At 71.5% G+C, this 18197-nt stretch carries 20 protein-coding genes; 12 read left to right on the forward strand and 8 right to left on the reverse strand.

Features of this window, described 5'->3' with window-relative positions:
- Positions 1 to 4: 4 nt before the first annotated feature.
- A complete protein-coding gene (locus F1721_RS11550) occupies positions 5 to 1216 on the reverse strand; it encodes a tyrosine-type recombinase/integrase (protein ID WP_246154692.1) in 1212 nt (403 codons plus the stop codon).
- A gap of 382 nt (positions 1217 to 1598) precedes the next feature.
- Between F1721_RS11550 and F1721_RS11555 the strand changes: the two genes are divergently transcribed.
- The 3 genes from F1721_RS11555 (at position 1599) to F1721_RS11565 (ending at position 4191) form a co-directional block, all read left to right on the forward strand.
- A complete protein-coding gene (locus F1721_RS11555; protein WP_246154693.1) occupies positions 1599 to 2777 on the forward strand; it encodes a coiled-coil domain-containing protein in 1179 nt (392 codons plus the stop codon).
- A gap of 179 nt (positions 2778 to 2956) precedes the next feature.
- Positions 2957 to 3547: a G/U mismatch-specific DNA glycosylase gene (gene mug, locus F1721_RS11560; RefSeq protein WP_170301457.1), complete on the forward strand. Its 591-nt coding sequence runs from the start codon at positions 2957 to 2959 to the stop codon at positions 3545 to 3547.
- A gap of 155 nt (positions 3548 to 3702) precedes the next feature.
- Positions 3703 to 4191, forward strand: coding sequence for a hypothetical protein (locus tag F1721_RS11565; RefSeq protein WP_246154695.1), 489 nt, complete (start codon positions 3703 to 3705; stop codon positions 4189 to 4191).
- A gap of 27 nt (positions 4192 to 4218) precedes the next feature.
- Here F1721_RS11565 and F1721_RS11570 read toward each other — a convergent pair whose 3' ends face one another.
- Positions 4219 to 4470 carry a helix-turn-helix domain-containing protein gene (locus F1721_RS11570; protein WP_150066622.1) on the reverse strand — a complete coding sequence of 84 codons (252 nt, stop codon included), beginning with the start codon at positions 4468 to 4470 and terminating at the stop codon, positions 4219 to 4221.
- 376 nt (positions 4471 to 4846) lie between these two features.
- Here F1721_RS11570 and F1721_RS11575 point away from each other — a divergent pair, with 376 nt between their 5' ends.
- From F1721_RS11575 to F1721_RS11585, 3 genes are all read left to right on the forward strand, one after another.
- A complete protein-coding gene (locus tag F1721_RS11575; RefSeq protein WP_170301458.1) occupies positions 4847 to 5299 on the forward strand; it encodes a hypothetical protein in 453 nt (150 codons plus the stop codon).
- A gap of 211 nt (positions 5300 to 5510) precedes the next feature.
- Positions 5511 to 6047, forward strand: coding sequence for a DUF1697 domain-containing protein (locus F1721_RS11580; protein ID WP_150066623.1), 537 nt, complete (start codon positions 5511 to 5513; stop codon positions 6045 to 6047).
- Positions 6048 to 6257: 210 nt separating this feature from the next.
- Entirely contained in the window at positions 6258 to 7040 is a 783-nt protein-coding gene (locus F1721_RS11585; protein WP_150066624.1) for an SDR family NAD(P)-dependent oxidoreductase, read from the forward strand.
- A 9-nt stretch (positions 7041 to 7049) separates the two neighbouring features.
- Here the strand turns inward: F1721_RS11585 and F1721_RS11590 are convergent, their stop codons facing one another.
- The 3 genes from F1721_RS11590 to F1721_RS11600 all read right to left on the reverse strand — a co-directional run bounded on the left by F1721_RS11590 (position 7050) and on the right by F1721_RS11600 (position 9299).
- Entirely contained in the window at positions 7050 to 7496 is a 447-nt protein-coding gene (locus tag F1721_RS11590) for an SRPBCC family protein (protein ID WP_246154782.1), read from the reverse strand.
- Positions 7493 to 8374, reverse strand: a complete 882-nt coding sequence (locus F1721_RS35320; protein WP_211840435.1) for a sigma factor-like helix-turn-helix DNA-binding protein — start codon at positions 8372 to 8374, stop codon at positions 7493 to 7495. The genes F1721_RS11590 and F1721_RS35320 overlap by 4 nt, the downstream gene beginning before the upstream one ends.
- A 118-nt stretch (positions 8375 to 8492) precedes the next feature.
- Positions 8493 to 9299 (reverse strand): ABC transporter ATP-binding protein, encoded by an 807-nt coding sequence (locus tag F1721_RS11600; RefSeq protein WP_246154699.1) that lies wholly within the window; start codon positions 9297 to 9299, stop codon positions 8493 to 8495.
- 215 nt (positions 9300 to 9514) lie between these two features.
- Between F1721_RS11600 and F1721_RS11605 the strand changes: the two genes are divergently transcribed.
- From F1721_RS11605 to F1721_RS11620, 4 genes are read left to right on the forward strand one after another with little or no spacing between them, the layout of a single operon-like run.
- Positions 9515 to 10546, forward strand: a complete 1032-nt coding sequence (locus F1721_RS11605) for a s-methyl-5-thioribose-1-phosphate isomerase (RefSeq protein WP_150066628.1) — start codon at positions 9515 to 9517, stop codon at positions 10544 to 10546.
- Entirely contained in the window at positions 10543 to 11262 is a 720-nt protein-coding gene (gene mtnC, locus F1721_RS11610) for an acireductone synthase (RefSeq protein ID WP_150066629.1), read from the forward strand. The genes F1721_RS11605 and mtnC overlap by 4 nt, the downstream gene beginning before the upstream one ends.
- Positions 11259 to 11885 carry a methylthioribulose 1-phosphate dehydratase gene (mtnB, locus tag F1721_RS11615; protein WP_150066630.1) on the forward strand — a complete coding sequence of 209 codons (627 nt, stop codon included), beginning with the start codon at positions 11259 to 11261 and terminating at the stop codon, positions 11883 to 11885. Before mtnC ends, mtnB begins: the two co-directional genes overlap by 4 nt.
- The gene (locus F1721_RS11620) at positions 11882 to 12457 is read left to right on the forward strand and encodes a 1,2-dihydroxy-3-keto-5-methylthiopentene dioxygenase (protein WP_150066631.1); all 576 of its coding nucleotides are present in this window, start codon (positions 11882 to 11884) and stop codon (positions 12455 to 12457) included. Before mtnB ends, F1721_RS11620 begins: the two co-directional genes overlap by 4 nt.
- A 338-nt stretch (positions 12458 to 12795) precedes the next feature.
- On the opposite strand, the gene F1721_RS11625 is transcribed toward F1721_RS11620, so the two are convergent.
- Positions 12796 to 13395, reverse strand: a complete 600-nt coding sequence (locus tag F1721_RS11625) for a TetR/AcrR family transcriptional regulator (RefSeq protein WP_150066632.1) — start codon at positions 13393 to 13395, stop codon at positions 12796 to 12798.
- 96 nt (positions 13396 to 13491) lie between these two features.
- Here F1721_RS11625 and F1721_RS11630 point away from each other — a divergent pair, with 96 nt between their 5' ends.
- Entirely contained in the window at positions 13492 to 14982 is a 1491-nt protein-coding gene (locus F1721_RS11630) for a carboxylesterase/lipase family protein (RefSeq protein WP_150066633.1), read from the forward strand.
- A 139-nt stretch (positions 14983 to 15121) separates the two neighbouring features.
- Here F1721_RS11630 and F1721_RS11635 read toward each other — a convergent pair whose 3' ends face one another.
- The gene (locus tag F1721_RS11635) at positions 15122 to 16087 is read right to left on the reverse strand and encodes a TetR/AcrR family transcriptional regulator C-terminal domain-containing protein (RefSeq protein WP_150066634.1); all 966 of its coding nucleotides are present in this window, start codon (positions 16085 to 16087) and stop codon (positions 15122 to 15124) included.
- Positions 16088 to 16272: 185 nt separating this feature from the next.
- On the opposite strand from F1721_RS11635, the gene F1721_RS11640 reads away from it, so the two are divergent.
- Positions 16273 to 16971: a DUF2306 domain-containing protein gene (locus tag F1721_RS11640; protein ID WP_150066635.1), complete on the forward strand. Its 699-nt coding sequence runs from the start codon at positions 16273 to 16275 to the stop codon at positions 16969 to 16971.
- Between the two features lie 48 nt (positions 16972 to 17019).
- On the opposite strand, the gene F1721_RS11645 is transcribed toward F1721_RS11640, so the two are convergent.
- A complete protein-coding gene (locus tag F1721_RS11645) occupies positions 17020 to 18183 on the reverse strand; it encodes a macrolide family glycosyltransferase (protein WP_150066636.1) in 1164 nt (387 codons plus the stop codon).
- Positions 18184 to 18197 lie beyond the last annotated feature (14 nt).

Here is an 18197-nt window from a genome sequence, read left to right on the forward strand (position 1 = left end):
CCCGCTACCGCTGGGGAAGCCATCCGCGGTGCAGTGCCGGGGACAGGTCGTGGGCGGCGGAGAGCGCGAGGTTCTCCGCGTCGTGCAGGTAGCCCTCCGTGGTGGTCAGGGAGGAGTGCCCGAGGTCGCGCTGGACCTGGCGCGGCTCCGCGCCCCGGTTCTTGGCGTGGGTGGCGTAGGAGTGCCGGGCGGAGTGCGGGTGGATCGTCTCGCGCAGGGGTCCGAGGTGGGCGGCGATGAACGCCGCCTGCTCACTGGCGAGCAGTTCCCGCAACCACCGGGCGCGGGGCGGTGGCGCGTCGGCGGGCGGGGCGAACGTGGCGCACAACCGGCGCAGCACGGCTTGGACGTGGGAGACGTGCACGCGCGCCCCGGTGCGGGTGATGAACAGCGGTTCGCGGGTGCGGGCACCGACTTGGCCGGTGCGGGCGGGCACCCTCGCCGGTTTCCGCTCGGCGAGGTAGGCGTCGACGGTGTCGGCGACCGGCGGGGCCAGCGCCACGCGCCGGTCCTTGGCTCCCTTGCCGTGCACCCGGAGCGCAGCTGGCCCGCCGGGTTCCGGTCGGTGGTAGTCGTCGAGGTTGACGCCCACGAGCTCTTCGGCGCGCACGCCGGTGCCGATGAGGATCTCGACCATCGCGCGGTCGCGTCGCCCGTGGCGGTGGCGGTCGGCGAGCAGGTAGGCGGCCAGTAGCAGAGCGCGGCAGGCTTCGAAGGACCACAGCACCGTGCGGGACGGGGTCCCGTTCGGGCGGTTGAGGTGCTGGGCGGCGCGGTCGACCATGGCCACCGGGTTGTGCTCCACGAGTCCTTCCCGGACCAGGTACTTGCGGTAGAAGGCCGACACCGCCGAGAGCATCCGCGCGCGGGTGGCGTCGCTGTACCCGGCTTCGGCCAGTTCGGCGAGCCAGCGCTCGACGTGCTCGACCCGGATCTCGGCGAACGAGGTGAACCCGTTGTTCACGCACCACGGCAGCCATTCCAGGCCGGAGGGCTGCGCGCGGCGGGAGCGGCCGCGGCGCCGGGTCGGGTCCGGCGGCCGGTAGCCGGGCACCCAGTCCAGCGGGATCCCGAGGTCGGTGGCGTAGGCCAGCCGGGTGTTCAACGACGCGTAGATGCGCAGGAACTCCGCGAACCGCTCCCGGCTGGTCTTGTCCGGCTGGCCCAGCGCGGCCACCGCCTTGCTCACCGGCGATTCCTCCCTCGCAACGTCCATGCCTCCGCTCGGCGGGCATGCGCTGTTCCATGATCGAGCATCCGCGGCGGCTCCCGCCGAGCACCTCCTCGCACCGCTCTCCTTTTCGTCACCGTGACCAAACAGTCCGGTGTCTCTGGCTGCTCAGCCTGATTCTTCGGACCGTTTTCTCGGCCCCCTAGTTTTCGTTGCCTCAGACGGCGGCCTTCGGGCCGTCTTCCGATTCGCTGCCGATCCACAGTCGAGATCATATGCATAATCCTCCTTATCCATATGATTCCGACACACCCTCCCATGTCGGCTAGTTCCAGTTTGGATTCTGGAAGATCATGTTAGAGTTTTGAAACTGAAACTAGCCAGTCAGGAAAAGTGCAGGTCAGATCGAGATGGGGTGCCGGAGAGCGTGACGGAACAGCTCGCGGAGGCAACGCGACCAACGGCGCAACTGACTCCGCCCGCGCGGCGGGGCAGCCGGGAGGAACGACGCGCGGAGACCCTGCGCGCTCTGGGCTCCGGCGAGGAAGCGCACTGCGCCTACTGCGGTGATCGGCTACCTCCCCTGCCGCCGCGCGGAGGCCGCCCGACCCCGTACTGCCCGGCCGACCCGGAGCGCTACGGCCAGTGGGGCGCGAAGACGATCACGTGCGCGATGCTCGACGAGCACCGCGAGATCTGGGTGCAGACCTATGGGCCGGACCAGCCCATGACCCAGCTCGACGTGCACACCCTCGACGAACGCCTGACCGCGCTGCAGGCCGTGCTGAACCCGGTCCAGCAGGAGATCGCAGCCCTGCAGTCCCACGCCACCGAAGAGCTCTCCGCCGCGCTCGCCGCACGGGAGACCGCCGACGCCGAGCGCCGCGACGCCGTCGAGGCCGCCCGCGCTGCCGAAGCGGCACGGGACGAGGCCCTTGCGCAAGCCGCGGATTCCCGCGAGGAGGCCGAGGCCGCCCGCATCGCGAAGGACGCCGCGATCCAGCGGGCCAACGAGGCGGCCGCCGCGCGCGATCAGGCCATCGCCGAGCAGGCCTCGGCCCGGCAGGAGGCCGAGGCCGCCCGCACGGACCGCCAGCAGGCTCTGGACCAGGTCGCTGCGGCCCACCAGCGCATCGACGACCTGCAGGCCACCCTGGCCAGCGAACGCGCCAGCGCCCTGGAGCAGCTTGATCTGCTGCGCCGCGAGGAGCAGCAGACGCGTCAGGACTTGCGCACCGCTCTCACCGAGGAGTGGCGCCAACGGCTCGACGATCAGGCCGAGGACTTCGCTCAGCGGCTCCAGGACGCGCAAACCCGCGCCGATCAGCGCATCGCTGATCTGTCCGAGCAGCTCACCCGTGCCACCGAGAACTACGCCACCGCGCTGGCTCCCCTCCACGAGAAGATCTCGGCGCTGCGCAACGAGCTGGCCGCCCAGACCAGCTTCGCGTCCCGCGCCCACCAGCAGCTGGATCAGCTCCGGGACCGCCTCGCCGAAGCGGTGGAGAACACCACCGACACCGAGGCGCTCCGGGAGCACATCCGCACCGTCCTCGCGCACACCGCAGTGGAGACGCCCCCACCGGGCAACGGTGAAAGCCCGTGACCGGAGTCTCCGGGTAGCGCGATCCCGCCCTGCTGCAGAACCGCGTGTTCTCCGGCACCGGCGCGGATTCGGGTGCGTGCAGGGCCCCGCGGGTTGCGCCGGTCGGCGGAGCGGTTGAGGGCGGTCGGGGGGCGTCCGGTTATGGTCCGGGGGTGCAGTGCCGGGACCGGAGGTGGGAGTTGTCGGGGAACCGTCCGAGTGCGCAGGAGCTGGCCGCGGCCGAGGGGGCGAGGATCCCGGACGTCCTCTCCCCCGGTCTGCGGGTGGTGTTCTGCGGGATCAACCCCGGTCTGTGGTCGGGTGCGACCGGGTACCACTTCGCGCGCCCGGGCAACCGGTTCTGGCCCGCGCTGCACGCCGCCGGGTTCACCCCGCGGCTGCTGCAGCCGCACGAGCAGGACGAGCTGCTGGGCCTGGGGCTGGGTATCACGAACTTCGTGGCGCGGGCCAGCGCGCGGGCGGCGGATCTGTCCGACGACGAGCTGCGGGCCGGTGGTGCGGCCCTGGCCGCGAAGGTGCGGCAGTACCGGCCGGAGTGGGTGGCGGTGGTGGGCATCACCGCGTACCGGGTGGCCTTCGGTGAGCGGCGGGCGACCGTGGGCCGCCAGGACCGGTTGATCGAGGGCGCTCAGGTGTGGGTGCTGCCCAACCCCAGCGGTCTCAACGCGCACTGGACGGCGGGCACCTTGGCCACGGAGTTCCGCCAGTTGCGGCAGGCGGCGCTGCCCGAGCCGCTGACCGATCGCCGCGACCACGAAACGCCCTGCTAGGCGTTCACACCTGGAATATCGGGTTGAGCTGGGCGCGTGGTTGCCGGGAGGATCGGCGGGTGCGTCCTGAAGTCGGTGCGCCTTTGGTGCGCTGTGGTGAGTGCGGTGGCCACGAGTACGGTGGCGCGCCGGGGTGCGGGCGGTGTCGGCGCTTGGTGGACGGGATCGTCGAGCAGCAGTGGCGGTGCTTCTGGGCCGACGGTGGTTGGGGCGAGCAACCGGAGGTTGAGGTTGCGCGGTTGGTGGTCGCCGAGCCGGATCGGCACGACTGGCGGGTGGTCGATGCTGCGCTGGACCGGATCACCTGCGATGACTGCGGCGGTCAGCTCAGCCGCGGCCCGGTGGGCTGCGCGGCGTGCGATCTCGCGCACGGGTTCCGCTACGCGGCGATCGAACGTGATCGGCCGGGTGTGCCGCGGGGCAACGAGCACGCGGTTCGGGTCAACGTCTCGGTGGTGCGCCGCCCGCAGGTGACCTCGGAGAACGAGCTGCTGGCGCGCCGGTTGCTGCTGCCGGTGGTGCTCGTGGGGTTGTTGCCGACGATCTCCGAGGCCCAGCGGTTCAGCGCGCGGATCAAGGCCGGTGTGTCGGCGGAGGCCGCGGCGGCGCTGGTCGACGACCTGGTCGCGAGCCGCAGCAGCTGACTGGTGCGGGGCGCCCCGCACCGGGGGTCAGAACAGGCCGGGTTCGACTCGGCCCAGCGCCTCAAGCAGCCGCATCGCCATCGGCTTGGCGGGCACGATTTCGGCTGCTTCGAAGCGGGCGATCTCGGCCTCGGGCACCCCGGCCGCCTCGGCGAGCTTGGCCTGCGTCCAGCCCTGCTCGGAGCGGATGAGGCTGACCAGCCGCACCAGGTCCTCGGTGTCGTGGGGGTGTTCGGTCTCCTGCTCGACCTGCGCCGGGCGCTCGCCGCCGTCTGCCATGGCTGTGCTCCTCGTCGTCGGTGCCCGCGCTGACCTGCCGGGCGGCTGCCGACCACGCTACCGGACCGGATCTTGCCGACTCCGCTGCCGACCACCGGCCCGTGCGGGCGGTGCGCGAGGGGGCGAGCTGCTGGGTTTCGTGCACTGACCGTGGTCGTTCGTGCTGGTCGAGCGAGGATTCCGCGGTTGTCGCTGCGCTGAAAGGATTGTTTGGTTGCGCTGAATGGCGCATTCAGCACTGGGTGTGATCGTCGGAGAGAGCTAGGGAACACGGGGGTGTGCTTTATCTGTCCGTTACCGGTAGGGTCTGATCGGCTGGTTCGGGAGGAGCCCGTTCCGGTGACACTGGCCGTTTGCTCCCGCAGAGTCGATACGGATGACTATTCAAGACGACATTGCTCGACCGTGGTTCCAGCCGGTGGTCCCGTCGGAGGCGCAGCAGCCGCCGCGGCCGGATCCCGGGCCGCCGACGACTCGCATCGTCGGCCAGCTGCCGTTGGACGAGGTGATCGTTCCCGCTCGACCGGTTTCCCCACCCCCGATGGCGGATGCGCCGGAGCGGGTGGAAGTCACCCAGCCCTACATCCCTGCGATCCGTGACGAGCAGCCCGAGTTCGCCAAGCGGCTCAACCCCGAGCCCCCGGCGGCGTCCCCGGTGCTGACGGGCCCGCAACCGGCGGTCGCGCCGCCGGAGCCCAAGCCCGCGGACGAGCCGGTCGCGAAAGCACCGGCGGCGCCGGTGAAGAAGCGCAGCCTGATGCGGCGCGTGGTGCGGCGGATCATCGGACCGGACCTGTTGCGCAAGGACCCGCCGAAGAAGCGGCGCTGATCCCGGGCGTCAACAGCGGTGGCCTTGGCACTGGCGCAGACCTGCATCCTGCGCCAGTGCCAAGGCCACTGTCGTTTCCGGGGTGAACACACGGTGCACGACCGCGAACCGCCTGGTTTCTCCCCGCTTTTCCGGGGTGACGGCCTTGCGCGGTTCGGCTCGGCGTTCGTGAGCCGCGTGGGTGCGGTGGGGGCGTGCGAGGATTGGTGTTGTGCTCACCTGTGTTGCGCTGTTGCGGGCGGTCAACCTCGGGTCTCGGGACAGTCTTGCCATGGCCGATCTGCGTGCGGTGGTGGATGCGGTCGGTGGGCGTGGGGTGAGGACGTACCTGCGCAGCGGGAACGTCGTGTTCTCCACGGCGCGGGACGATCCGCGGGTGGTGGCGCGGGAGGTCCGGGAGCGGCTGGTCGCTGAGCTGGGGTTGGACACGCCGGTCGTGGTGCGCACGGCTGCCGAGATGGCTGCGGTGGCCGGTGGGCATCCGTTCGACGGGCAGGAGGACGACCCGGCGAAGTTGCACGTGGCGTTCTTGGCCGCCGAGCCCGTTTCCGAGCTGGTTCTGCCTGCGGGTTCGCCGGAGGGGGCGGTGGTGCGCGGCCGCGAGGTGTACCTGCACTACCCGGATGGCGCGGGGCGTTCGAAGGTGACCGCCGCTTATCTGCAGCGGTGCTTGGGGGTGGAGTTGACCGCGCGCAACTGGCGGACGGTGACCGCGCTGGCCGAGATGGCGCGCGATACCGGCGAGTGAGTCCGGGCTTGTCCGCGTTGGTGGGGTTCGGGTAGTTTGCGGGCATGCGTTCCTGATCTTGCCCTCCCCCGCTCCGAGGCGTGCCGCCCGGCGGGGTGAACCATGTCTTGGCTGGTCAGGCGTTTCGCGTTCTCCTGTTGTGGTTCCGCTTCTCGGTGCGGCAGCGCGTCTGGTCCCGGCTGAGCGAATTCCACCACCGAGGAGACGATAATGATCAATACCCGCCTTGCCGGTCAGACCGTGCTGGTCACCGGAGGAGCCGGGAACGTCGGGGCGGCCATCAGCCGCGCGTTCGCCGCCCAGGGTGCGCGCGTGGCGGTGCACTACCTCGCGCAGGATCCTCCTGCACCTGAGCAGGTCGAGTGGGCTCACATCACGCCGAGCCGCGGTGCGGCCGAGGAGCTGGCCGCCGAGTTGGGCAACGGGTCTTTCGCCATCAGCGCGGATCTGGCCGAGCCGGGGGCGGCGCAGCGGCTGGTGCGGTCGGTCGTCGAGCGGGCCGGTGCGATCAACGTGCTGGTCAACAACGCGGCGCACTGCGAGGTGCCGGATTCGGTCGAGTCGTTGACCGAGGAGTCGTTGGAGCGGCATTACCGGGTGAACGCGGTCGCCCCGGCGGTGCTGATCGCCGAGGTGGCGCGGGTGCGGCGCGGGCAGGACCCGCTGTCGGTGGTCAACATCAGCACCGATGCGGCGCGGGCGTTTCCCGGGCAGATCGGTTATGGCACGTCCAAGGCGGCGTTGGAGGCGGTGACGCGGTCGACCGCGCTGGATCTGGCGGCGCAGGGCATCCGGGTGAACGCCGTGGCGCCGGGGCCGGTCCAGACCGGGTGGATCGGTGCGGACGCGCTGGCCGAGGTGACCGCGGTCGTGCCGATGGGGCGGGTCGGTGAGCCCGAGGACATCGCCGATGCCGTGGTGTTCCTGGCTTCGCACCAGGCGCGCTGGATCACCGGGCAGGTGCTGCAGGTCGCCGGTGGGCACGCGCTGTGAGCCCGGGGGTCAGCGCGGTGTTGCGGCGAGGGCGGTTTCGGCGGCGTCGAGGATCGTGCGGAAGGCGCGGGTGATCAGCGGCCGGGCGACGGTGCGGGTGAGGGCGCCGCCGATGAGGGGCAGGGCGATTTCGGCGCGGGTCGTCCAGGTCACCTGGGTGGCGCCGCCTGCGATCTCGGTGAAGGTCATGCGGCCGAGTTCGTGGCGGGCGGGTGGCAGGCTGGCGTGGACGACGTATTCGGTCGCGTGTGGACGGTCGTGGTGGGTGATGCGTTCGCGGAACCAGCCGATGAGCCAGAGGTGGCTGCGGATCGCGCCGACGCCGTAGGGGGTGTCGCGGCCGGGGCGGGTCAGGCGGCAGCGCAGGGCCAGCGGAGATGCCGTGTAGTTGGTGGTCGTGGTGAGCCAGTCGAAGACCTCGCCGATGGGGGCGTGCACGACGCGTTGGACGGTCATGGTTTCCACGGGGCAGCTCCTCCTCGGTCGAGCCGGTGCACGGTGCCGGTGTGGTGCAGCTTGTCGGGGTTGCGGATGGCGTAGAGGCCGGTGATCCGGTCGTGGTGGATCTCGAAGGCCAGCAGCCAGTCGGGTCGGCCGCGGGTGCGGAACTGCACGGCGGGCAGGCCGTTGCAGGAGGTGAATTCCGCTTCGGCGCCGGTCGTTTTTCGTTGCGCCACGCCCATGGCGTAGTGGGCGACGGCGTGACGTCCGGTGACTGGGTGTCGTGCGGCGCTGACCTTTCCCCCGCCGTCGGAGATCTGGACGATGTCGGGGGCCATCAGCTCCAGCAGGGCCTGCAGGTCGCCGGTGGCGGCGGCGTGCAGGAAGCGTTGCGCGATCTGGCGGGTTGCCCTGGAGTCGGGTTCGAAGCGGCGCCGCCGGGCGTGGACGTGGGAGCGGGCGCGGTGGGCGATCTGGCGGGTGGCGGTTTCGGTCTTGCCGATGGTTTCGGCGATCTCGGCGTGGGAGCGGGCGCGGTGGGCGATCTGGCGGGTGGCGGTTTCGGTCTTGCCGATGGTTTCGGCGATCTCGGCGTGGGTGTGGCCGAAGACGTCGTGCAGGACGAACACGGCGCGTTCGGTCTGGTTGAGGGTTTCCAGGACCAGCAGCACGGCCATCGACACCGATTCGGCCAGCACGGCGTCCTCGCCGATGTCGGGTTCGGTGCGCACGGGTTCGGGCAGCCAGGTGCCGATGTAGTGCTCGCGGCGGGCTTTGGCCGCGCGCAGGTGGTTCATGGCCTGGCGGGTGACCAGGCGGGCCAGGTAGGCGCGCGGGTGCTCGATGGTGTCCGGGTCGACGGCGCTCCAGCGCAGGTAGCTCTCCTGCAGCACGTCTTCGGTGTCGGTGAACGCCGAGCACTTCGACGTGCTCGACTCGGACTGGGACGGCAGCTTCGCGCGCGGCCTGGACTACCTGCTCGACGGGATCGCGGTGCGGCTGGGGTGATCCTCAGCGGTCGGCGCGGGCGTGCCAGCGGCCGTCGGTGCGGGTGATGCGCACCGGGTGGTCGAAGCACTTGCTGATGTGGTCGGTGGTGATCACCTCGTCGACCTCCCCGGAGGCCAGGCAGCGGCCTTCGCGCAGCAGCACGGCGTGGGTGGTGCTGGCGGGCAGTTCCTCCAGGTGGTGGGTCACCAGCACGGTGGCCAGCTCGGGGTGTTCGGCGCGCAGGGTGTCCAGGCTGGTCAGCAGTTGTTCGCGGGCGGCGAGGTCGAGTCCGGTGGCCGGTTCGTCCAGCAGCAGCAACCGGGGCACCGGCATTAGGGCGCGGGCGATGAGGGTGCGTCCGCGCTCGCCCTGGGAGAGGGTGTTCCAGCGGGCTTGGCTCTTGTCCCCCATGCCGAGCATGCTGATCAGCCGGTCGGCCTGGGCGGACTGCTGCGGGGTGGGGTGCCAGCGCGGGACGAGTTCGGTGGTGTTGGTGGCGCCGGTGAGCACGACCTCGCGCACCCGCAGCGGGCTGGTCAGCGGGTGGCGGGGGTTGACGTGGCCGACGTAGGAGCGCAGTTGCCGCATGTCGACCCGGCCCAGCTGGTGGCCGAGGACCGAGACGCTGCCGCGGGTGGGGTGGTTGACCGCGCCGAGCAGGTTGAGCAGCGTGGTCTTGCCCGCGCCGTTGGCGCCCAGCAGCGCCCAGTGCTGGCCGCGGTGGACCTGCAGGGAGATCGAGCTCAGCAGGTGGTTGCCGTCGCGGACGACGTCGACGTCGTCGACCTGCAGGACGGGGCCGGTGTCGGTGGGGCGGGAGTCGATCAACGGAGGCCTTCTCGGTGCGAACGCTGCGGGCGACGCGCGGGCGGTGTGGTGCGGGGTCGCCGTGGGCAGCGCAGCGCGTCCGGATCGGGGCGGTGATCGCACCTTAACAACGGGTGGCGGCGGCTCCCGCGATGTGGGTTGGTTTGCCGCGGCGCGGGCCGCGCTGACTACGCTGGCCGGGGAAATCGTTCCGCACATCAGTCATCGAGGACTTCATGCCGCCACCTTCCGCGCACCCCGGCTCGCCGACGCTGGCCGACAGCGTGCGACTGGCCGAGGACGGGGTGCACATCCTGGACCGCCGGGTGTTCCCGTTCGAGCACCGCTGGGTGCACGCCCGAACCGTCGACGAGGTCGCCGTGGCGATCGAGGACATGGTGACCCAGTCCTCCGGGCCCTACTTCGCGGTGTTGTGGGGCATGGTGCTGGCCGCCCGGGAGACCGCGGGCGCGGATCCGGACACGGCGCGCAAGCGGTTGCAGGCCGCTGGTGAGCGGCTCATCGCCACCCGCCCCACCAACGACCAGCCGCGCAAGGCCGTGGAGTGGGTCATGTCGGCGGTGGCCGGGGCCGAGGACGTGGCCGCCGCGGCGCTGGCGGGCGCGCAGGCCGGGGACGCCGACTACCGGCGCCGCAGCCGGGAGATGGGGCGTGCCGGTGCCCAGCTGCTGCCGGAGGGCGCGCGGGTGCTGACCCACTGCTGGGGTGATCTGTACCTGGTGGGTCTGGTGGAGGCGCTGCTGGAGGCGGGCAAGCGGCCGTCGTTCGTGTGCACCGAGACCCGCCCGTACCTGCAGGGCGCGCGGTTGACCTCGCACACGCTGGCCGAGATGGGGGTGGACACCACCCTGGTCACCGACGCGATGCCGGCGTCGCTGATGCGCGCCGGGGAGATCGACGCGCTGGTGACCGCCAGCGACCGGGTCACCATGGACGGGCACGTGATCAACAAGGTGGGCACGTTGCAGCACGCGGTGGCGGCGCAGACCTTCGGGGTGCCCTTCCACGCGTTGTGCCACGCCCCGGATCCGCATTCGGCGACCGGCGCGGACGTGCCGATCGAGTACCGCGACGGCGAGGAGGTGCTGCACACGCTGGGGCGGCGCAGCGCCACGGATCTGGTGCGCGGGTTGTACCCGGCGTTCGACGTGACCGATCCGCGGTTCGTGACCACGGTGGTGACCGATCGCGGGGCGTTCGCGCCGGATCGGCTGGCGGCGGGCTACTTCGGGGAGGAGTCGCGGTGAGCGTGCAGGTCGCGGCCCGGTGGGTCGTGCTGGACATCGAGGGGACGTTGACGGCCACCAGCCAGGTGCACGTGGTGCTCTACGACTACGCGCGGCCCCGGTTGGGCCCGTGGATCGACGAGCACGGCGAGGATCCGGTGGTGGCCGAGGCCGTCGCGCAGGTCAAGGCCGAGGCGGGGCTGGAGGCGCAGGCCGGTACCGATGCGGTGGTGGCGGTGCTGCACTCCTGGATGGACGCCGACCGCAAGGCGACGCCGTTGAAGACGTTGCAGGGCCTGATCTGGTCCGAGGGCTACGCCCGCGGTGAGCTGACCACCGACTACTTCCCCGACGTGGTTCCGGCGCTGCGGGACTGGCGGGCGCGGGGTGCGCGGTTGGCGGTGTTCTCCTCGGGGTCGGTGGCCGCGCAGGTGGCGTCGTTCTCGAACACCACCTCCGGGGATCTGCGGGGGTTGTTCGCCGGTCACTTCGACACGGTCAACGCCGGGCCGAAGCGGGAGCGGCCGTCCTACGAGGCGATCGCCGGGCAGCTGGGTGCCGGGGCGGGGCAGATCGCGTTCTTCTCCGACGTGCCCGCCGAGCTGGACGCGGCCGCGGCGGCGGGCTGGCGGACGGTGGGGGTGGCGCGGGCCGGGGAGCCCTTCGCCGAGGCGGATTTCGGTGCGCACCCGGTGGTGTCGGGTTTCGACGAGGTGGAGCTTGAGGTGATCGCGTGAGCGGCGAGCTGGAGCGGGCCGGGGCGGCGTTGGCCGCGGAGTCGGCGCGGATGGCCGGTCTGGGCTGGATGCGCGGCACGTCGGGGAACCTGTCGGTGACGTTGGGGCGTGATCCGCTGCGGCTGGCGGTGACCGCCAGCGGCCTGGACAAGGGTGAGCTGACCGCCTCGGACGTGGTGGTGGTCGACGAGGTGGGCGCGGCGGTGCCCGATCAGCCCCGCCCGGACCAGCGGCCGTCGGCCGAGGCCGGGTTGCACGCGCGGATCGCGGCGGTGGCCGGTGCGGGTGCGGTGGTGCACGTGCACATGCTCTCGGCGGTGGTGGCCGGGCAGCGCTGGCCGCGGGGCGTGGTGCTGCGGGACCTGGAGATGCTCAAGGGCCTGGGGCGCCGCGACGACGATGTGATGACGGTGCCGGTGGTGCCCAACAGCCAGGACATGCGGGTGCTGGGTGATGCCTTCGAGGCGTCCTTCGACGCCGCGACCCCGGCGGTGGTCGTGGCCCGCCACGGGCTGTACGTGTGGGGGCGGGACCTGGTGCAGGCCCGGCACCGCACGGAGTGCTTGGACTGGCTGTTCCAGTTCACCTTGGCCGCGAACGGATTTCAGGAGGGTGTGGCATGACGTTGCTGACTGTGTGGCCGGACACCGACCCCGGCACGGTGGAGGTGCGCACCGAGGAGCCCGGGGAGATCGCTGAGGTCCTCAAGCCCTTCGGGGTGCGCTTCGAGCGCTGGGAGCTCAAGGAGCTGCCCGCCGAGGCGACTTCGGAGCAGGTGCTGGAGGCCTACCGCGCGGAGGTCGACCGGGTCATCGACGCCGAGGGCTACATCAAGGTCGACGCGGCGGTGATGGCGCCGCGCGACGGCGATCCGCAGTGGGCCGAGCAGGCCAGGGCGGCGCGGGAGAAGTTCCTGTCCGAGCACACCCACGACGATGACGAGGACCGGTTCTTCGCCCGCGGCGCGGGGGTGTTCTACCTGCACCTGGAGGACAAGGTGTACGCGGTGCTGTGCGAGGCGGGTGATCTGCTGAGCGTGCCGGCCAACACCACGCACTGGTTCGACATGGGCACCCGCCCGGATTTCGTGGCGATCCGGTTCTTCCACGACGAGGACGGTTGGGTGGGCGATTTCTGCAACACCGACACCGCCGAGCGGTTCCCGTCCTTCGACGAGCTGATGGCTTCGCGCTGAGCTGGGCACCACCGGCGCCGGGTGCGGATTTCCCTTCCGCGCCCGGCGTTCGTCGTTTCGCGGCCGGTGTGCAGCACCGGCACCGGATCGCGGATTCCCGTTCGTCCCGGCCCGGCTGGGGGTGCTGTTGGAGGTCACTGGCGCGCCCTCGGCCTGCCACCGGATCCCGATGAGCACCTCGACGAACGCGCCGAGCTGCTGGACGCCACCTTCCGCGAGGTCGTTGCCGGGCGCGGTGCCGAGGTAGAAGTGGCCGGTCAGGTGATGGCACCAGGCCCGGCCGAGCGGCCGGATTGGAGCTGACCTCGTCCCCATCTGCCCCCGTGTCCGGGGGCAGGTCACGTACTCCTGAACAGCCGGTCCAGATGCACGTCGATCGCGGCGAGCGCGTCCTGGGGCTCGATCACGTCGAGTTCGATCAGGGGGGTGAGGCCGGTGAGGGCGAGGAGCAGGTTGGTCTCGGTCGCCGGGTCGCGGCCGGAGTCGATGTGCCCGTCGGCGATCGCCTGGCGGACCAACTGCTCGACGAGGGCTCGCCCTTGGACGAGGCCGCGGCGCGCCTGCTCGTGCACGGCCTCGTCGTGCAGTGCCTCCAGGACGTAGGCGGCGCTCATCCGGCTGGTCGCGCGGGCGTCGGCGTGCAGGGGGAGCATTTCCGCGAGCGTCAGTCGCAGCACGTCACGGGGGTGCGGACGGTCACCGAGCTTTTCGAGCCCCTGGTGCACTCGCACCGAGGTCTGCTCGGACGCGAAGTCCATGGCGAAGGAGAGCATGGCGGTCCGGGAGGCGAAGTAGTGCTGCAGCTGCCCCAGTGACATGCCTGCCTCCTGCGCCACCACGCGCATCGTCAGCTGTGTGACGCCGCGCTGCTCCACTACCCGCCACAGTGCGCGGGCGATCGCTTCGCGGCGTCCGCGGTGATCCACCTGTTTCGGCATCGCCGGCCCTCCCCCGCATCCCAGGACTGTTTCAATACGGTTGACATAATACACCTGACCTATAACCCTGGGGTCCACTCGAGGGAAGGAATCGTCATGTCCGAACAGCCGAAGGTATGGACGACGGAGGGCGCGGTGCAGGGGCGCTGGCGGCAAGGGCACGCGGTGTTCCGCGGCATCCCCTATGCCCAGCCCCCGGTCGGAGCGCTCCGCTTCGCCGAGCCCGCGCCGCCGCACCGCTGGGAGGGCACGAGGCAGGCGGTCGAGTTCGGCCCCGTGGTGCCGCTGTCCCTGCCGATCGACGTGCCCCCGCAGGGCACCGACTGGCTGACGCTCAACGTCGGCACTCCGGATCCCGGCGCGGCGGGACTGCCGGTGCTGGTGTGGATCCCCGTGGGCGGCTACCTCTCGGCGGCGTCGAGCGACCCGATGTTCGACCCGGCAGCGCTGGCCGGGGCGGGAGTCGTCGTGGTGACCATCAACTGCCGCGTGGGCGCGGAGGGGTTCGCGTTCCTCGACGACGCGCCGCCCAACCGCGGATTCCTCGACCAGATCGCGGCGCTGGAGTGGGTGCAGCGCAACATCGCCGCCTTCGGAGGCGACCCCGGCCGGGTCACCGTGGGCGGGCTGTCGGCCGGTGCGGGCTCGGTCGCCGCCCTGCTGACGATGAAGTCCGCGCGCGGCCTGTTCCGGCGGGCCATCGCCCATTCGGTGCCGGGGTTGCACAGCACCCCAGCGCTGGCACGCCAGGTCACCGCCGCGTTCGCAGACCGGCTCGGCGCGGCGGCCCCCACCGCCGAGGCCCTGCGCGACATCGACCCATGGCACCTGGCCGCCGAGCTCACCTCCTTCAACGCCGGCCTCCACGCGCACCGGGAGAGTTGGGGACGCCTCACGGAGACCGGCACCGCGCTGTGCCCCGTCGTCGATGGCGAGGTCCTCCCGGAAACGCCCTGGCCCGCGCTGACCGGCTCGCGCGCGAGCGGGATCGAACTGCTCGTCGGCCACGCCCGGGACGAATTCCGGTACTTCAGCGTCGTGAGCGGACGGTACGGCACCTTCACCGAGGAGGATGCCCGCGCAGCCCTGGAACTGCACGCCCCGCCGCCGGACGGCGCGCGGGCCTACCGGGCCGCGTTCCCGCAGGCAGGCCCGGAAGAGCTGGTGGAGACGGTGTACTCCGACGCTCTCTTCCGCATGCCGTCGCAGAAGCTGGCCGAGGCCAACGCCGCAGCCGGCGGCACCTCGTACCTGTTCGAACTGCGCTGGGTCGCCCCGGTCCGCGGCGGCATCCTGGGCGCCTGCCACAGCCTCGACGCGCCCTTGGCGTTCGGCACGCTGGACAGCCCCGTAGGCACCCAGCTCATCGGCGAGGAGCCCACTGCCGAGGCCCTCGCGCTCTCCCGCGAACTCCAGGAGGCATGGGTCCGCTTCGTCACCACCGGCGACGCGGGCTGGCCCGCCCACCGGCCCGGCGGGTACCTCACCCGCGTCCTGGACACCGAGTCGAAGACTGTGCCCTACCCCGAACAGGCATCCCGCCGGATCTGGGAGGGTTGCTCCCCTGCCCCCTTCGATCTCCGGTAATTGTCCGGGTCGGCTCCACGACCGCGACGCCGCCGCTCACCTGCCCGTCGGGACAGCGCGAATCGGCCTACAGCCGGCGTGGGGTGGCCGCGGATTGTGTTCGAGTTGGCCGACTCCGAGTCGCGTTAGTGAGGTGTGCTCACCTGCGGCGCGGCCGGGTTGGTTGTCCGGCCGGGGCGGCGGGGCCTCGGGTGAGGTGGTGGGTGATGCCGTCGAGGTGGCGTTGCAGGCCGAACTCGAAGAGCTGGTCGAGGTCGAGGGTGATGCCGCTGGCGGCGGTGGCGGCCAGTTTTGGGAAGCGGCCGCTGGCGAGCAGGGTGTCGAACTCGGCGCGGTCGGTCTCGTGGCGCTGGCGGGTGGTCAGGCCGGTTTCGCGGGTGTACTCGCGTTCCATGGAGCGGCTCATGGCCATGCCGCCGACGTAGCCGTTGAGGCTGACGGCGATGTGCAGGGCGGTGTGCTGGGGCAGGCCGAGCCCGTCGAGGGCGGTCAGCTGCCATTCGAGGTGGGCCATTCCGGTGGGCAGCAGGGGTGGTTCGGCCAGCGAGGTCAGGGCGATCGGGGCCAGCCAGGGGTGCTGCTGGTAGGTGGCCCAGTGCTGGTGGGCGAGCTTTTCCAGGCTGCGGCGCCAGCTGTGGCGGCTGGGTTCGGGCAGCGGGGTTTCGGCGAAGGCGGCGTCGGCCATCAGCCGCAGGAGTTCGTCCTTGTCGGGGACGTGCCGGTACAGCGACATGGTGCCGGCGCCGAGCTCGGCGGCCACGCGGCGCATGGAGACCGCGGTGCGGCCTTCGGCGTCGGCGATGGTGATGGCCGTGCGCACGATGCTCCGCTGGTCGATGTGGGTGTCGGTGGTGCGGGGTGCGCGTCGCCGGGGTGCGCGGTGGGTGGGGTCGGTGACGACGGTTCCTGCGCCGGTGACGGGGTGGACGAGGCCTTCGCGGCGCAGGGCGGCGAGGGCTTTGGTGGCGGTGGCCATGGCCACGCCCCACTCTTCGGTGATCTGGCGGGTGGAGGGGACGCGGTCGCCGGGGCGCAGCTGGCCGGAGTGGATGCGGGCGCGGATGTCGGCGGCGATGCGCAGGTAGGGCGGTGGTTCGGCTGGCATCGCGCTCCCCCGGTCTCGTCGCACTAGTGCACGTGCGGCGGGAAGCGTAGCGCACCACGGCGAACACCCGCGCGCACTAGTTCACTTCGAACCAGTACCTGGCAGTTTCACCGTTCTGGTCGTGGTTTCCCCGCTGCGCTCAATACGGTGTACGCGTTGATGCGGCGTACGCGAGGAGGTTCGTGGTGAGCACGGTGGTGCAACCGGCGGCGGGACGGTCGCCGGTGCGGTGGTGGCGGCGGCCGTGGGTGGGGCCGCTGGCGTTGGTGGCGGTGCTGTTCGTGGTCTACTCGCTGCCGCCGTACCTGACGTTGGACCCGGCGTTGTCGCGGGTGCAGGTACCGGCCGGGGGCGAGGTGCACTACCCGCTGCTGCTGGGGCACGTGCTGTTCGGGTCGGTGGCGATCCTGAGCTGCTGCTTCCAGGTGTGGCCCGCTTTTCGGGCGCGGTACCCGCGGGCCCACCGCGTGATCGGGCGGGCGTATGTGTTCGCCGGGGTGCTTCCGGCGTCGGTGCTGGCGGTGTCGGTGGCGGTGTTCGCGCCGTTCGGGATGGTGGCGGTGGCCAGCAACGTGCTGCTGGGGGTGGTGTGGTTCGGCTGCACGGTGGCGGGCTGGCGCGCGGCGCGGCAGCGCCGGTTCGGCGATCACCGCCGGTGGATGATCCGGTCGTTCGTGCTGACGATCTCGACGGTGACCAACCGGGTGTGGGGACCGGTGTGGGCGGTGGTGCTGGCGCCGCAGCTGCCGACGACCTTCGGCGGCGACGAGGCCTACTTCAGCGCGACCGTGGCCGGGTTGACGACGTGGTCGGGGTGGGTGCTGCCGCTGCTGGCGTGCCAGTGGTGGCTGGACCGGCGCCGCAAGCCCGCCGCAGTGCGGTGAGCGCCCTGGTGCCGCTGACGTCGCGGGGGTCAGCGGCACCAGTGATGCTCAGGCGAGGTGGTTCTCCAGGGCGTCGGCACCTGCCACCGCGCCACCGCAGGAGCGGACGATCTCGCGCATCTTCTCGACGTTGGCGCGGATGCCGCTGTCGGCGGCGACCTCGTCGACGGCGGCGCGCAGCTGCTCGGCGGTGAGGGCGGCGGGGTCCAGGCGGCGGCCGAGGCCGAGTTCTTCGGCGCGACCGGCGTTGATGAACTGTTCGGGCATCTGCGGGACGGCCACCAGCGGCACCCCGGCGTGCAGCGATTCCATGGTGGAGTTCATGCCGGTGTGGGAGACGAAGACGCTGGCGTGGCGCAGCACCGCGGGTTGCGGGAAGCTCGCGCGCACCTCGAAGTTGTCCGGGATCGGCCCGAGCTCGGCGACGTCGACGTCGTGGCCGGTGGACATCGCGACCTGCCAGGGGCTCTCGGCGAAGGCGGCCAGGCACATCCGGTAGAAGTCGGGCCGGTCGTTGAAGGCGGTGCCCAGGGCGATGTAGAGCAGCGGGGCCTGCGGGTCGCGGGGCTGCCAGGGCTGCTGGTCGCGGTCGCCCAGCAGCGGGCCGATGAACCGGTACCGCTCGTCGAAGGTCTCCCCGGCCAGCTGGAACTCGCGCGGCAGGAACACCAGGTTCAGCTCGCCGGAGTCGGGCTGGAACGGCATCACCGGGCGCACGCCGAGCTCGGCGGCGACTTCGGTGATCCGGGCGTTCATCTCCTCGAAGACCCCGGCGCGGAATTCCTCCTCACCGGCCGGGGCGGCTTCGCGCAGCGAGAATTGCTCGTTGGAGGCCATGCTGGGCATCAGCACGATCGCGGGCAGGTTCAGCTCCTCGGCCAGCATGCGCCCGTAGGGGGTCATCATGTCGGCGCAGACCGCGTCCGGCGGGTCGTCCTGGAAGTGGCGGCGCAGCAGCGGGAAGCTGGCGCGCAGGTCGTCGCAGAAGAAGTCCAGCATCATTTTCATGCGTTCCGCGGTCAGCTGGCCGCCGCGGCCGACCTTGGGCAGTTCGACCAGTTCCGCGCCGGTTTCGCGCACGGCGGGGGCCAGCGCGCGGCCCACCGCGTAGCTGACCCGGTGGCCGCGGCGCAGCAGTTCGGCCACCAGCGGCAGGGTCGGGTTGACGTGTCCGGCGGCGGGCACGCTGACGAAGGCGAAATGCTTTTTCATGATTCCTCGGGCGC

The organism is Saccharopolyspora hirsuta, from assembly GCF_008630535.1.
Taxonomy (GTDB): domain Bacteria; phylum Actinomycetota; class Actinomycetes; order Mycobacteriales; family Pseudonocardiaceae; genus Saccharopolyspora; species Saccharopolyspora hirsuta.

Bases quoted from the DNA above. Each gene is read 5' to 3' on its own strand.
- F1721_RS11630 (WP_150066633.1), top strand. From the start codon at position 13,492: ATGTCCGAACAGCCGAAGGTATGGACGACGGAGGGCGCGGTGCAGGGG.
- F1721_RS11585 (WP_150066624.1), top strand. From the start codon at position 6,258: ATGATCAATACCCGCCTTGCCGGTCAGACCGTGCTGGTCACCGGAGGA.
- F1721_RS11570 (WP_150066622.1), bottom strand. From the start codon at position 4,470: ATGGCAGACGGCGGCGAGCGCCCGGCGCAGGTCGAGCAGGAGACCGAA.
- F1721_RS11635 (WP_150066634.1), bottom strand. From the start codon at position 16,087: ATGCCAGCCGAACCACCGCCCTACCTGCGCATCGCCGCCGACATCCGC.
- F1721_RS11620 (WP_150066631.1), top strand. From the start codon at position 11,882: ATGACGTTGCTGACTGTGTGGCCGGACACCGACCCCGGCACGGTGGAG.
- F1721_RS11645 (WP_150066636.1), bottom strand. From the start codon at position 18,183: ATGAAAAAGCATTTCGCCTTCGTCAGCGTGCCCGCCGCCGGACACGTC.
- F1721_RS11605 (WP_150066628.1), top strand. From the start codon at position 9,515: ATGCCGCCACCTTCCGCGCACCCCGGCTCGCCGACGCTGGCCGACAGC.
- F1721_RS11575 (WP_170301458.1), top strand. From the start codon at position 4,847: ATGACTATTCAAGACGACATTGCTCGACCGTGGTTCCAGCCGGTGGTC.
- F1721_RS11550 (WP_246154692.1), bottom strand. From the start codon at position 1,216: ATGGACGTTGCGAGGGAGGAATCGCCGGTGAGCAAGGCGGTGGCCGCG.
- F1721_RS11590 (WP_246154782.1), bottom strand. From the start codon at position 7,496: ATGACCGTCCAACGCGTCGTGCACGCCCCCATCGGCGAGGTCTTCGAC.
- F1721_RS11625 (WP_150066632.1), bottom strand. From the start codon at position 13,395: ATGCCGAAACAGGTGGATCACCGCGGACGCCGCGAAGCGATCGCCCGC.